Genomic DNA, 13425 nt, shown 5'->3' with positions numbered 1-13425 from the left:
CTTGGTTCAACATCTACTGGTGCTACTACTGTATTTGGTGCTAAAACGGGTGCTTCATTAGCTGGAGATGCGCATTCGGCTGGTACGGTTTATTTGGGTCAAATCACATTTATTCGCCAAGATGCTAGAGATATTAAAGTTGGTTTAGGTGGTATATCCTTAGTATCTGGTTTTACTGCTGGTGACGCTATGATAACCGCTGCTAATGCATCAACTGGTTATGCTCAAGCTTCAGTAAATTTAAAATATATGAACGCAGGAACAATTGTTTCAGATACGGCTAACGCAATGGGCTTTTTTAGAGGTGGCGAAGCATCTACTGGAACAGCTCAAGCCGGTGGCGTAAATACTTATGGTGGTGCCCAGGCTATGGTGGATGTAGCTGAAGCAGCTAGAAAGACTCTAGACAAGCTAAGAGCTGACCTAGGTTCAGTACAAAATCAATTAGTAGCTACTATAAATAATATTACAGTTACCCAAGTAAATGTAAAATCAGCTGAATCTCAAATAAGAGATGTAGACTTTGCTAGTGAGAGCGCAAACTTCTCTAAATTTAACATACTAGCCCAAAGTGGAAGCTATGCTATGAGTCAGGCAAATGCTGTACAACAAAATATATTAAGACTACTACAGTAACTTAAATTTAAATCTTTAATATCTTAAATTTACTCGCAATGCTTAGCCATTGCGAGGGTTTATTATTAAAAATTATTTATTTTCTAGTAATAATAAACATTATAATGATTAAATTTGTCGTAACTTAGCAATCTCATCACGCAGTGCGGCTGCCTTTTCAAACTCAAGATTTTTAGCAGCTTCTATCATCATAGTTCTTAGCTCCTTGATTATCTTAGCACGCTCATTAGCTGGCATCTTTTCAAGCTTTTTAGCCTTAGTGTAAAGCTCTATAGTATCATCCTCTTTTAAACTATCTTCGATATTGCGACTTGCACTTTTTGGTGTGATGCCATTTGCTTTATTATATTCATCTTGGTATTTGCGGCGTGCAGAGGTAATATCAATAGCTTCACGCATTGAACTAGTAATTTTATTAGCAAATAAAATCACCTTGCCATTTACATTTCTAGCAGCTCGCCCCATTGTCTGGATTAAGCTAGTTTTAGAACGCAAGAATCCTTCCTTATCTGCATCCATTACTGCTACTAGACTCACCTCAGGAAGATCTAATCCCTCACGAAGTAAATTTATCCCAACTAAAATATCATAATCCCCACGCCTTAGACCGCGTATTAGCTCATTTCGCTCCACAGCATCAATATCTGAGTGCATATATTTGATTTTTAATCCAAGCTCTAGATAGTATCTTGTTAACTCTTCGGCCATCTTTTTTGTTAAAGTAGTTATTAGCACTCTTTCGCCTCGTTCTATTACAGCTTTTGCTCTATCATAAAGAACTTCAACTTGATTATCACTACTAATTACCTCAATTTCAGGATCTAGCAGGCCAGTTGGGCGTAAAATTTGCTCATATATATGATTGTTTGCTAGCTGAATTTCATACTCATTTGGCGTAGCAGAGACAAAGAGAAATTTCCCTTTTTTGGCTATAAACTCATCAAATTTCAGCGGTCTATTATCTAGTGCGCTAGGTAGTCTAAATCCATACTCTACTAAGATCTCTTTTCTACTTCTATCGCCTGCGTACATTCCACGAAATTGTGGCAAGCTAACATGGCTTTCATCAACTATAATTAGATAATCTTGTCCATTCATTTCAAAATAATCAAACATCGAGTATGGCGTTTCTCCTGCTTTTTGACCGGTAAGATATCTAGCATAGTTTTCTACGCCCTTTGTGCTTCCAGTGGTAGCTAGCATTTCTAGATCAAATTCAACCCGTTGCTTAAGTCGTTGATATTCAACCATTCGCCCCTGATTTTCATAAAATTTAAGTCTTTCATCTAGTTCAGCCTCAATCCCCTTAATCGCTTCTTTTAAGCGATTTTCTCCGACTACAAATTGACTTGTTGCGTATAGAATAAATTTATTTAAATTTTTAGTTTTTTTATTCTCTAATGCGTTAAAGTGATAAATCTCTTCAATTTCATCACCAAAAAACTCTAGTCTAATAGCTTCATCGCAAAAATATGCCGGATAGATATCTACTACATCACCATTTACACGAAAATCAGCCCTATCAAAGTAGCTATCATTTCTTTTATAACCCATATCAACTAGCTTTAAAAGCAGTTCTTTTTGGCTAATTCGCATATCACGCTCTAAAGTAATAACCATACCTTTGTATTCGGCTGGATTACCTAGACCATAATTTGCTGATACGCTAGCTATCACGATAGTATCATCGTGTTCGAGTAAATTTGCTGTAGCTGATAGTCTTAGGCGCTCTAGTTCATCGTTTATAGCGCTATCTTTTTCTATAAATAAATCTTGTCTTGGGATATATGCCTCAGGCTGATAGTAGTCATAGTAACTTATAAAATACTCCACATGATTGTGTGGGAAAAAGCCTTTAAATTCACTATATAGCTGAGCGGCTAGGGATTTATTGTGTGTCATAATTAGTGTTGGGATATTTAACTGCTTTATTACATTTGCCATGGTAAATGTCTTGCCACTACCTGTTACGCCTAGTAATACACTATACTTTGCACCATTTTTAAATGCGTTTACAATATTGTTAATGGCGTTTTGCTGGTCTTTACTAGGTGAAAATTTACTATTTAAATCGAATTTGTCCATATTCTTGCCTTAATTTTTGGCGATTTTACCATTTTTTATTTAACCAAAATTTTAAATTTCTTACACTAAAATTGCTAAAAAATAGCTAAAATTTAGCCCATATTTACAAAAAATATGATAAAATTATCTACTTTAATCACCATAAAATAAGGATTTGTAATGTTAGAAAACGGAAAGGTTTTAAATAATCTAGCTTCAAAAGTAACTGAGCTGATGCTAAAATATGAAGAAGTATGCGAAGCTAATGAGGCTTTAAGAAATGAATTAATTAGCGTTAAAGCACAAAACGAAGCTAAATCAAATCAAATAATGAGGCTTGAAGAGGAGCTAAAAAATCAAGACCTAGCTAGCGATGATTTATTAAAGCAAGTTGAGGCTGTGCTTGGTCGATGAGACAAATCTCTTTAAATATAGCTAGTAAAGATTTTAATATTACTCTTGATGATGAATTTGCTGACTATTTTGAGGAAGAGTTACGACACTATTTGGATGATAAAAATCTCCTTACTATCAAGGCTTTGCTTACTGCCTTTATTCAAAAGTGCTATGAAAATTATGAGCAAAAAAATGAGCTAAGCTCGATTCTTGGCAATATAGACAAAGCCCTAACTCATGATAAAAGCATTTAGCTTAATTGAATTAACATTTGTTATTATTATCCTTGGTGTTTTGTTAGCAATAGCAGTGCCAAGGCTATTTTTTAGTAAAGATGATGCAAATTTACTCAAAATCAAAACCGATATAGCTACAATTCAAGCAAATATTCTCCACCAAAAAACCGCTCTTTTGCTTAGTGCTAAAGTGCAAGAACCAGTTTTAAATTCGCAAATTTTAACTGAGTTAAATTTGCACAAGTGGAGTATTGATAATCAAAATTTAGTTTTTGATAATAGCGTGAGATTTAGCTATGATAGCAATGCTACTATAAATTGCCTAAGCCCACAAGAAATTTGCGATAAACTAAAACTATGAACTACTATGAGATTGCCATAATAGGTGCAAATTTAGCTCCGCTTACATATGAGAGTCAGTGCGCGCTAAATGAATTTGAAATAGTTACTATAAAGCTAAGAAATAAAACTCAAAATGGTTGTATAATAAAAGCAGTACCAAAGCCAGATTTTAAAACATTGCCAGTTATTGAGCGGTTAAATTTAACCTTTACACAGCTACAAATTACACTGGCTAAATTTATTAGTTATTACTATACCTGCGAAATTGGTGTTTCATTAGGATTATTTGAACCTTTTAGCCATTATGGCAAATCAAAGTGTAGTTTTATCAAAGCGCCAAATTTAAGCCCTCTACAGCTTGAAGCTGCTAAATTTATTAAAAAAAATCCTATTAGTTTGCTTTTTGGCGATACAGGAAGCGGTAAAAGCGAGATATATATTAGCTTAATTCGTGAGTATTTAAACCTAGGTAAACAAGCATTATTTTTAATGCCTGAAATTTCTCTTACACCGCAGATGCAAGAGCGCTTAGAAGCATATTTTGGAGATAGCGTAGGTGTGTGGCACTCTAAAATCACACCTAAAAAAAAGCAAAATTTGCTAAGTGAGTTTAGTCAAGGCAAAATTCGCCTAATCGCAGGTGCACGCTCAGCGCTATTTTTGCCTTTTAGTGATTTGGGGTTAATTGTAGTTGATGAAGAACATGATGAGAGTTATAAAAGCAACAGCGACCCATACTATAATGCTAAAGATTTAGCTATTTATATTGCAAATAAAATGGGGATAAAATGTATTTTAGGAAGTGCTACACCAAGTCTAAATAGCTATGCTAAATTTCCGAATTTTAGGCTAAAAGGAAGATTTTACGCATCACAAAAAGACTATATCTATGATCATAGTCCAACAGGATTAAATGAGTTAATTTTAGGTGAGATTTCACAAGCCTTGCAGGCTAAAAAACAGGTAATAATATTTTTACCAACTAGAGCGAATTTTAAATTTCTAATTTGTCAAAAGTGTGGCCAAAGTATGCAGTGTCCATACTGTTCTATTGCCCTAAGCTTACATAAAAAAAATAGGGCAATGAGATGTCATTACTGTGGATTTGCTTGTATGATTCCTAGTGTTTGCGCTCAGTGTAGTAGCGATATGCTAGAGTCTCGTAAAATTGGAACTAGTGAGTTAGTCGCTCAGATTAAAGAGTATTTTCCGCTTGCAAATGTGGCAAAATTTGACCGTGATGAGATTACTACACAAAAAAAACTAACAACTCTTCTTAAAAATTTTAATGAATATAAAATTGATATAATTGTCGGTACTCAGATGTTAAGCAAAGGGCATGATTATCATAATGTTAGCCTTGCTATCATTATGGGGCTTGATGAGCATTTAGATTATAGTGATTATCAAGCTAGAAGCAAGAGTCTGGCTCTAGCTATGCAAGTAGCGGGGCGTGCGGGGCGTGCTAACTATGGCAGGGTGATTATCCAAGGATTAAAGTGTGAGTTTTTTGCTGAATATATGGATGAATTTGATCGTTTTATTGCTGATGAGATGGCTGTGCGAGAGGGGCTATATCCACCATTTATGAGGCTTTTGCGTATTAAAATTGAAGATAAAGATGAATCTAAGGCCGTGAGTAAAATGCAGCAAATTTTAGGCAAGCTAAAGAGTATGGCCGATCTAGAGATAGTAGGGTATGGTAAGTGCATCATAGAGTTGATAGCATCTAAGCACCGCTATCAGATACTTTTACGATCTGCTACTCATACTCCGCTATTAAAGGCTAGTAAAATTGCTAGAGATTATGTCGCCTTACCTGATATCGATCCGGTGAATTTTAGTTAAATTTAGCTATTATTATAAAACGAAATTGAAAGGCATTGAAATAAAATTGGATAAAACCAAGCCTAGAAATCTAGGTTCGAAAAGATTATTCTGGTTTTACGGTGTCTACAATTTCTTTTTGACAAGTTTCCATATCAACTTGTTCTAAAGTAGGACGACCAATGACAACCCCCATGCCTTAAACATTTTAATCATTTTTGTAAAGTCAGCAGTATGAATTATAAGACATTGAGTTTAAATTTATAATAAAAATTATTAAGTAATATTTAAATTTTTGTTTGGATACAAAGTTATTAATTTATTTTGATAAAATACACAATGCAAGATAAAGCGCGAATACTACGCACAACTACTAGAACACTACAAAGATGGCGAACAACAAAGCCTGAGCTACATGCAATTATCGAGGCTGGATTTAAACTTTATGAGATGATTGAGAGTGAATAAGAGATAACTAAAGATATTAAAAATATATTAAAAGAATCACTAAAAAATAGATAATTTAATTATATTTACTTTTAATGACAACTTAAAGAGCTTAAAGTGGATAAATACAGAATATCTCTAAGCTACTTTTTTACCCACTTAAGCCAAATATATAGCCAAAGACCAAAGCCAAACATAATGATAGAGAGAATTTGCCCCATACTTAGCCCAAATGCGACAAACCCAATACCAAAATCAGGCTCACGGTAAAACTCGCAAATAAATCGCATAATTGGATAAAGCATTGCATAAAGGGCAATTAATTCACCGTTAAATCGTTTATAAATACGGTAAAAATATAAAATAATAAATATCACTAGTCCTTCAAGCACAGCTTCATAAAGTTGGCTAGGATGGCGTAATACGCCTGCACTTACTACACCCCAGCTCACATCAGTAGTACGACCAATTAACTCTTGATTTAAGAAATTTCCAATTCTACCAAAGATATAACCTAATGGCACACTAATTGCTACAAGGTCAAGATATAAAAGGATATTTTGCTTAAATTTATAGCAAAACAGAAGAGTCGCAATAATAAATCCAACAACAGCACCATGATAGCTCATTCCACGAATACCTACAAATTCGCCATTTATAAACGGATTAAATATCTGCCAAGGTTGAGTAAGATAGTATAGGGTATTTGGGTCATAAATGATGATATAGCCTAGCCTAGCGCCTAAAATCACACCTATTTCAACCCAGAAAAAGTAGCTATCTAAAAGCGAATTTGAGATTGGTAGTTTGTCTTTTTTAACAAAAAATTTAGCCATCCAAAGCGCTACTAGCAAGGCTAAAACATACATAATTCCATACCAGTGTATATTTAATCCAAATAGGCTAAATGCCACTGGATCCATATTTAAATAGATTAAATTCCAACTATTTAACGTCAATTTTTAACCCCAAATTTGTCTTAAGAGTTTTTATAAAATCCATTATAAATTCGCCCATAGCTTGATAATATGGAGTTTTGGCATTATAACGCAGAAATTTAGCAAATAACACCAAACTAGGTAGGAAAAAATCAACCAAATACATTCCAAGAATTGTATGAGTTTTTTCATTTGTATTATTTTTAAATATAACGCCAAGTAAAGCAAACATATTTGAAACATGGGTAGCGCGTAAGTTAGTAAATGGCTTATCAAAGTTAAGCTGTTTATATAAATGCTCTATCTCTTCATCGCTAACTTGCCTAAAAAATTTTAGTGAGCACGCAACTTTAAAATTATCCAAATCTGCAGCAATCTCCTCAGCTTTGCAGTGCATTAAAGCTCTAGCTAGCAGGGCGTTACCCTTTTCATTTTCTAGATTTTGGGTTTTTATCATCCAAGTTGGCTGTAGTTTTTTGATTGCTTCATCAGTGATTGCATTAGCAAAATTACTAGCAAAAACCATACAAATCATAGAGTACGCATCGGCTACTTTCATAATTTTCCTTAAATTTTTTGCTGATTTTAGCTAAATTTTGCTTAAAACTCAGATAGGCTTTTAATAGCATCTACACCATATTTTTTTTGAATTTGCATTATGGCAGTACTAATTTTGCTATTTTTTGGACTTTGAGTATCAAATAAAGATCGCTGTTGCTGCTTATCAAATCCAGCCGCACAAAGACTTAGATAGTTTATCTCATACTCTTTAAATTTATCTAAGTTTATAAATAGCTCTTTAGTAATCTGTTCTAAAAATTTGTGAGTAAAGTTAGTATTAATAGTAGTGCTTATGCTTATTTGCTCTTGTCCTTTATAGCGAAGTTTTAGCTCGATCCTGCTTGGGGTTAAAGCAAGTGAGGCTACTTCAAAATATAGATGCCTACATAGAGTCATTAATCTTTTATTGATATCATCTCTATTTTTAATTGGGGCAAAGCTTCTAGCTATAGCTAGAGATTTTCGTGGCTGATTTTTAATAATTTTGTCTTGATGGAGTAAATTTAAAGAGCTATAAAGATTTATGGCATATTTGCCAAGTTTGTCAAATATATGCTTGGCATTTAGAGCATCTTTAATAGTAGTAACTCCATATTTTTGTAAGCTTTTATAAAGAGATTTACCTACTCCTGGAAGCTTGGAAATTTGTAGATTTTCTATCTCTTGGGGACTATTTATTTGATATATTTTGCTAGGTTTTGCTAGATTGGTTGCAAGCTTAGCTAGTAGTTTATTTGGCGCAATTCCTATACTACAAGGTAAATTTAGTTTATTATTTATCTCAAATTTAAGCTTATTAGCAAATACTAAAGGATTAATATCATATTTTGTTCCAGCAAGATCTATAAAATACTCATCAATACTATACTTCTCAATTTCATCAGTATAATTAAGCAATAAATTATAAAGAGAATTTGATAATTTATGATATAGCTCAAAATCTGTTGGAACTATGATTAAATCAGGACAGAGTTTTTTAGCTAAACTTGAGTGCATAGTGCAGTTAATTCCTATAGCACGAGCTTCATAAGTAGCGCTTAAAATTATGCCATACTCATGATAGTCGCCAAATATATCAAATTTACTTCCACTTGCTACGGCGGCTTTTTTACCAATTAAGCTTTTATCTATTGTTGCAGCTGCACTGATAAAAAATGCATCAAGATCTATGTGAATAAACATAATCTAAATTCTAGCTAGTTTTAATCTTAAAGAGTTTAAAACTACGCTAATAGAGCTTAGACTCATAGCAAGTGCTGCCCACATCGGTGTAAGATGAATTCCAAAAGATGGCTCTAAAATTCCAGCAGCAATTGGAATACAAATCGTATTATATCCAAACGCCCAAGTTAAATTCTGTTTTATAGTAGTGTTGCTTTTTTTGGCTAGATTTATGCTTTTTATAACTCCATTTAGACTATTTTGCATTAAGATTATATCGGCGCTATTTTTAGCTAGATCGCTTCCAGAGTTCATCGCTATAGAGATATCAGCAGCCCTTAAAGCAGCAGCATCGTTGATCCCATCTGCTATAAATGCGACTTTTCCTGATTTTTTTAAATCTTCTATTATCTCATATTTTTGATGTGGTAAAACCTCACTATAAACCATATCTATATCAAGCTCTTTGGCTACTAGATTACTGATTTTATGACTATCTCCGCTTAAAATTACTGGGGTTATATTTTGTGATTTTAGGCTCTTTATAACCTCTTTTGCCTCAGGCTTTATAGTATCGCTAATTGCGATATATCCGCTAAATTTGCCATTAATCGCTACTAAGATAACCCCATAGCCAATATCCATTTTTTGCTCTATTATGGCTTTTTGATTTTTGTCTATGGATATTAAATTTAAATTTAGTAATCTTTCATTGCCTATTAAAACATTATCGCTTTTAATTCCAAGCCCGCTAATATACTCAAATTTACTTTGAAATTTGACATTGATTAGCTCTTTGGCGTAGTTTGTAATCGCATTTGAAACTGGGTGCGAGTTTAGTGCTGAGATATTGGCTACTATGGATAAATCATTTTTATTAAGACTGGTTTCTATTACGCTTATATCTGCTGCTGTGATGGTTCCAGTTTTATCAAATACGGCAAATTTAATATCATTGAATTGCTCTAGGGCAACTGGATTTTTAATCAAAATTGAATGCTTCAAAGCCAGTGATATAGCACAAACTATAGCAATTGGCGTAGCAAGTCCTAAGGCACAAGGACATGAGATAATAAGCACGCAAATAGCACTTAAAATTCCATTAAATTCCATACCAAAACTAGCCCAGATACAAAATGTAGCCACAGAAGCAGCTATTACTAAAGGGATGAAAATATTTGCTACTTTATCAGCTATGCGTGAGATAGATAGCTTTTTACTAGCTGCGTTTTGAATAAGATTTAAAATTTGAGCCAGTAAGGTATCATTTGGACTTTTAGTAACTTTTATTAATATATGGCCATTGCAGTTTAGAGTACCACTATATACCATCTGACCAGTGCTTTTATAAACTGGCATACTTTCGCCATTTATTGCACTTGTATCTATCTCAGCACCTCCATTTTCTATAATGCCATCACATGGAATTATAGAGCCAGTTTTGACTAAAACTATATCTCCGATTTTGAGACTACTAGCTAAAGTCTCTTTGGTACTCCCATCGCTAGAGATGATAAAAGCCTTGGTTGGGCTTAGATTTATTAAAGATTTTAGGTAAGATGAAGCAGTGGCTTTGGCTTTATTTTCTAAATATTTGCCAAGCAAGACAAAGGTTATAATCATTGTCGCACCGCTAAAATATAGATAGTTTAGATTTGTTGGAATTTGATTATGAAAAATTGTAGCAAAAATAGAGTAGCAAAATGCGCAAAAAGTACCCAAAAATATAAGTACATTCATATCATAATTATGCTCTTTTAAGCTCTTTAATGCATGAGAGTAAAAACTAGATCCGCAATAAAATATCCCAATACAAGCCAAAGCAATCATAAATGGCATAGGTATAGGATTGGATTTACTCATCTCTGCCCACATAAGAGCTGCGCTAATTATAGAACAGATTATAAATTTATTTTGGTAATTTTTTAATTCTTTATTTTGAGCATTTTCAAGCTCATCTTGATTGTTTGCAATACCAAAACCAAGTTTAATAATTTTATTTTTTAATGCTTCTATATCAGCATTTTGATCATATTCAAATACAGCACAATGAGTGTTAAAATCTACATTTGCAGACTTTATTCCCGGGATTTTTAGTGCTGATTTTTTAATAGAATTTGCACAATTTACACAGCTCATTCCGCTGATTTTTAACTCAATCTTATTCAAGTAAATTCCTAAATTTCTTTAATAACTTCAAAGCCAAGCTCATTTAGCTCATCTATAAATTTAGCCTTAATCTCATCACTATTTATATCTATAGTAAGAATTTTTGGCTCACTTGTTAAATCAATGATAATAGTGCCAAATTCATCTTCAAGAGAATTCTTAATCAAATTTACACAACTTTGGCAATTGATATTTTTAACTTCAAATTTCACGATTTATCCTAAATTTAATTGAGATTTTAAAAATTATATAATTATATAGCTAATTAAAATTTAACGATTTTTTGATATAATTACCGCCTTAGAAAATCCAAAAGGACAAAAATGGGACGAGCATTTGAGTATAGAAGAGCTAGTAAAGAGGCTAGATGGGATAAGATGAGCAAGTTATTCCCAAAATTAGCTAAAGCGATCACAGTAGCGGCCAAAGAGGGTGGAAGCGATCCAGATATGAACCCAAAACTCCGCTCAGCCATAGCTACAGCCAAAGCTCAAAATATGCCAAAAGATAATATTGACGCAGCAATCAAAAGGGCAAGTGGCAAAGATAGTAGCGATATCAAAACTATATTTTATGATGGTAAGGCTGCTCACGGCGTTCAAATCATCGTAGAAGCAGCTACTGATAATGCCACTAGGACAGTAGCAAATGTAAAGGCTATATTTAACAAAAATGGTGGAGAGATTTTGCCAAGTGGTAGCCTTAGCTTTATGTTTAGTCGTAAGGCGGTATTTGAAGTAGAGTTACCAAGTGGCGATCTAGAAGAGTTAGAATTAGAGCTTATAGATTATGGTCTTGAGCTATTAGAACAAGGTGAAAATAGCTTGATGATATATGGTGATTATAAGAGCTTTGGCACGCTTAGCGATGGGATTGAGAAGTGTAATTTAACGCTTAAAAAAGGTAGCTTACAATACATTCCAAATTCCACAATTTCGCTCAATGATGAGGAGCTTAGCGAGATTGAAAAGCTTTTAGATAAGCTTGATGATGACGATGATATCCAAGCAGTATATACAAATATAGAATAAGGAGAATTAATGGAAGAGTTAAAAATATATGATATAGATGCCAATGAATTATCTAAATGTAAATTCGCAGTTATCAAAACAGATAAAGGCGATATGATAGCCGAGCTATATCCAGATGAGACCCCGCAAACCGTAGCTAACTTTGTAGAATTAGCTAAATCTGGATTTTATGATGGATTAAATTTTCATAGGGTTATACCAAATTTCGTTATCCAAGGTGGTTGCCCGTATGGCAATGGAGTTGGTGGCCCAGGTTGGAGAATCAAATGCGAATGTGTCGGTCAAAAACGCAAACATAATAGAGGTAGCCTAAGCATGGCGCACGCTGGCAGAGATACAGGAGGTAGCCAATTTTTCGTATGCCATAGCGCTCAGCCACATCTAAATGGCGTCCATACTATATTTGGCGAGTTGATAGATGATGAGAGCAAGAGTGTTTTAGATGCGATTAGACAAGGGGATAAAATCACTACTATAGAGATCAAAGAGAGTTTATAAACTCAATTATATTTATTGCGTGAGTTTTCTCACGCTAAGTTAAAATTCTTTAAATAAATTATTAATATTTACCCATAAACTTAAGCAATATTTAACTACAATGTTTGTATTATAACAAAATCGCAATTTTACTATTTTTAAGGATTTTCATGAAATTCACTACCTTGTTTTATGCTATTTTTGGTGCGATTATTACTATAGTCGTTTTAAATTTAGTCGCTCTACTTGGAGTGATTGGTGTACAAGATGAGCTTATAGAGGCATCTGAGAGAAGATATCAGTCATATATACTAGCTGATGAACTTCGCCAAAGTTCTGATGATTTAACTAGATTAGCTCGTACTTATAGCGTTACAGGTGATAGTCGCTATATTGACCAGTATAATACTATATTAGATATTAGAAATGGTAAAGTTCCAAGACCTATGAATTATGAAAGAATTTATTGGGATTTTGTAGCAGCAACAGGCCAAAAGCCTCGCCCAGATAGTAACGAGACAATTGCTTTGACTAAAAAAATGGAAGCGTTAGGCTTTAGTAGAGCCGAGCTAGATAAATTAAAAGAGTCTGAGGCTCGCTCAAATTACTTAGTAGATATCGAAACTAGAGCTATGAATGCGGTAATGGGTAAATTTATGGATAGTAATGGTCAATACACCATCATAGGTCAGCCAGATGTAGGCCTAGCAATTGATTTAACTCATTCTAAAGAATATCACATTGAAAAAGCTAAAATTATGGAGCCAATTGATGAGTTTTTTGTGATGCTTAAGAACAGAACAGATCAAGAAGTGCAATCTAAAATCGATAAAACTACACTATATTTTGATGCTGTTTTAGGATTATTCATTATTAACATTATCGTGATTGTGCTTGGTTCTATTGTTCTTCGTAAAAAGATAGCTCAAATTGAGCCAGTTAGTGATGGACTTAGAGGATTTTTTGCTTTCCTTGGACATGAAAAAGATGATTGCAAGACTATAGATATTAACTCAAAAGATGAATTTGGCGTAATAGCTAAGATGATTAACCAAAATATATCAAATTTACGCATTCAAATCGGCTCTGAGCGTAAATTTATTAATGAAACAGTAAAAACTCTAAAAGAGCTATCTCAAG

14 protein-coding genes are annotated in these 13425 nt (G+C 33.6%); 8 read left to right on the top strand and 6 right to left on the bottom strand.

The features are described from left to right. Positions 1-636: flagellin (locus CIGNP103_RS02675; RefSeq protein ID WP_272888203.1), on the top strand; the 636-nt coding region annotated here is incomplete at its 5' end. A gap of 108 nt (positions 637-744) precedes the next feature. Here CIGNP103_RS02675 and uvrB read toward each other — a convergent pair. Continuing rightward, complete coding sequence (gene uvrB, locus CIGNP103_RS02670) at positions 745-2721, bottom strand: excinuclease ABC subunit UvrB (RefSeq protein WP_086268531.1); 1977 nt, start codon at positions 2719-2721, stop codon at positions 745-747. 159 nt (positions 2722-2880) lie between these two features. On the opposite strand from uvrB, the gene CIGNP103_RS02665 reads away from it, so the two are divergent. From CIGNP103_RS02665 to CIGNP103_RS08370, 5 genes are all read left to right on the top strand, one after another. Next, positions 2881-3114 (top strand): hypothetical protein, encoded by a 234-nt coding sequence (locus CIGNP103_RS02665; RefSeq protein ID WP_086224010.1) that lies wholly within the window; start codon positions 2881-2883, stop codon positions 3112-3114. After that, complete coding sequence (locus tag CIGNP103_RS02660) at positions 3111-3350, top strand: hypothetical protein (protein WP_086224011.1); 240 nt, start codon at positions 3111-3113, stop codon at positions 3348-3350. Before CIGNP103_RS02665 ends, CIGNP103_RS02660 begins: the two co-directional genes overlap by 4 nt. Beyond that, entirely contained in the window at positions 3334-3693 is a 360-nt protein-coding gene (locus CIGNP103_RS02655; RefSeq protein WP_086224012.1) for a type II secretion system protein, read from the top strand. The genes CIGNP103_RS02660 and CIGNP103_RS02655 overlap by 17 nt, the downstream gene beginning before the upstream one ends. Next, entirely contained in the window at positions 3690-5522 is a 1833-nt protein-coding gene (locus tag CIGNP103_RS02650; protein ID WP_086252538.1) for a primosomal protein N', read from the top strand. The genes CIGNP103_RS02655 and CIGNP103_RS02650 overlap by 4 nt, the downstream gene beginning before the upstream one ends. Positions 5523-5840: 318 nt before the next feature. Continuing rightward, positions 5841-5969 (top strand): hypothetical protein, encoded by a 129-nt coding sequence (locus CIGNP103_RS08370; protein WP_272888202.1) that lies wholly within the window; start codon positions 5841-5843, stop codon positions 5967-5969. Between the two features lie 122 nt (positions 5970-6091). Here the strand turns inward: CIGNP103_RS08370 and lgt are convergent, their stop codons facing one another. Genes lgt through CIGNP103_RS02625 form a run of 5 tightly spaced genes read right to left on the bottom strand, consistent with a single transcriptional unit; the run spans position 6092 to position 10989 of the window. Next, entirely contained in the window at positions 6092-6871 is a 780-nt protein-coding gene (gene lgt, locus CIGNP103_RS02645) for a prolipoprotein diacylglyceryl transferase (protein ID WP_086252606.1), read from the bottom strand. Positions 6872-6893: 22 nt separating this feature from the next. Then, a complete protein-coding gene (locus CIGNP103_RS02640) occupies positions 6894-7445 on the bottom strand; it encodes a hypothetical protein (RefSeq protein WP_086224014.1) in 552 nt (183 codons plus the stop codon). Between the two features lie 41 nt (positions 7446-7486). Further along, a complete protein-coding gene (locus CIGNP103_RS02635) occupies positions 7487-8629 on the bottom strand; it encodes a Y-family DNA polymerase (protein WP_086268530.1) in 1143 nt (380 codons plus the stop codon). Positions 8630-8632: 3 nt separating this feature from the next. Beyond that, positions 8633-10777: a heavy metal translocating P-type ATPase gene (locus CIGNP103_RS02630; protein ID WP_236847407.1), complete on the bottom strand. Its 2145-nt coding sequence runs from the start codon at positions 10775-10777 to the stop codon at positions 8633-8635. An 8-nt stretch (positions 10778-10785) separates the two neighbouring features. Then, complete coding sequence (locus CIGNP103_RS02625) at positions 10786-10989, bottom strand: heavy metal transport/detoxification protein (RefSeq protein ID WP_086226559.1); 204 nt, start codon at positions 10987-10989, stop codon at positions 10786-10788. A gap of 111 nt (positions 10990-11100) precedes the next feature. On the opposite strand from CIGNP103_RS02625, the gene CIGNP103_RS02620 reads away from it, so the two are divergent. Both CIGNP103_RS02620 and CIGNP103_RS02615 read left to right on the top strand, forming a co-directional pair. Further along, positions 11101-11808, top strand: a complete 708-nt coding sequence (locus tag CIGNP103_RS02620) for a YebC/PmpR family DNA-binding transcriptional regulator (RefSeq protein ID WP_086224017.1) — start codon at positions 11101-11103, stop codon at positions 11806-11808. Between the two features lie 9 nt (positions 11809-11817). Continuing rightward, positions 11818-12306 carry a peptidylprolyl isomerase gene (locus tag CIGNP103_RS02615; protein ID WP_086241088.1) on the top strand — a complete coding sequence of 163 codons (489 nt, stop codon included), beginning with the start codon at positions 11818-11820 and terminating at the stop codon, positions 12304-12306. Positions 12307-13425: the final 1119 nt, after the last annotated feature.

This window comes from Campylobacter sp. P0103 (assembly GCF_002139545.1).
In the GTDB taxonomy this organism is placed as follows: Bacteria; Campylobacterota; Campylobacteria; order Campylobacterales; family Campylobacteraceae; genus Campylobacter; species Campylobacter devanensis.
Note: the sequence above shows the minus strand (reverse complement) of the source record. Positions and strands in the feature narration are given on the sequence as shown.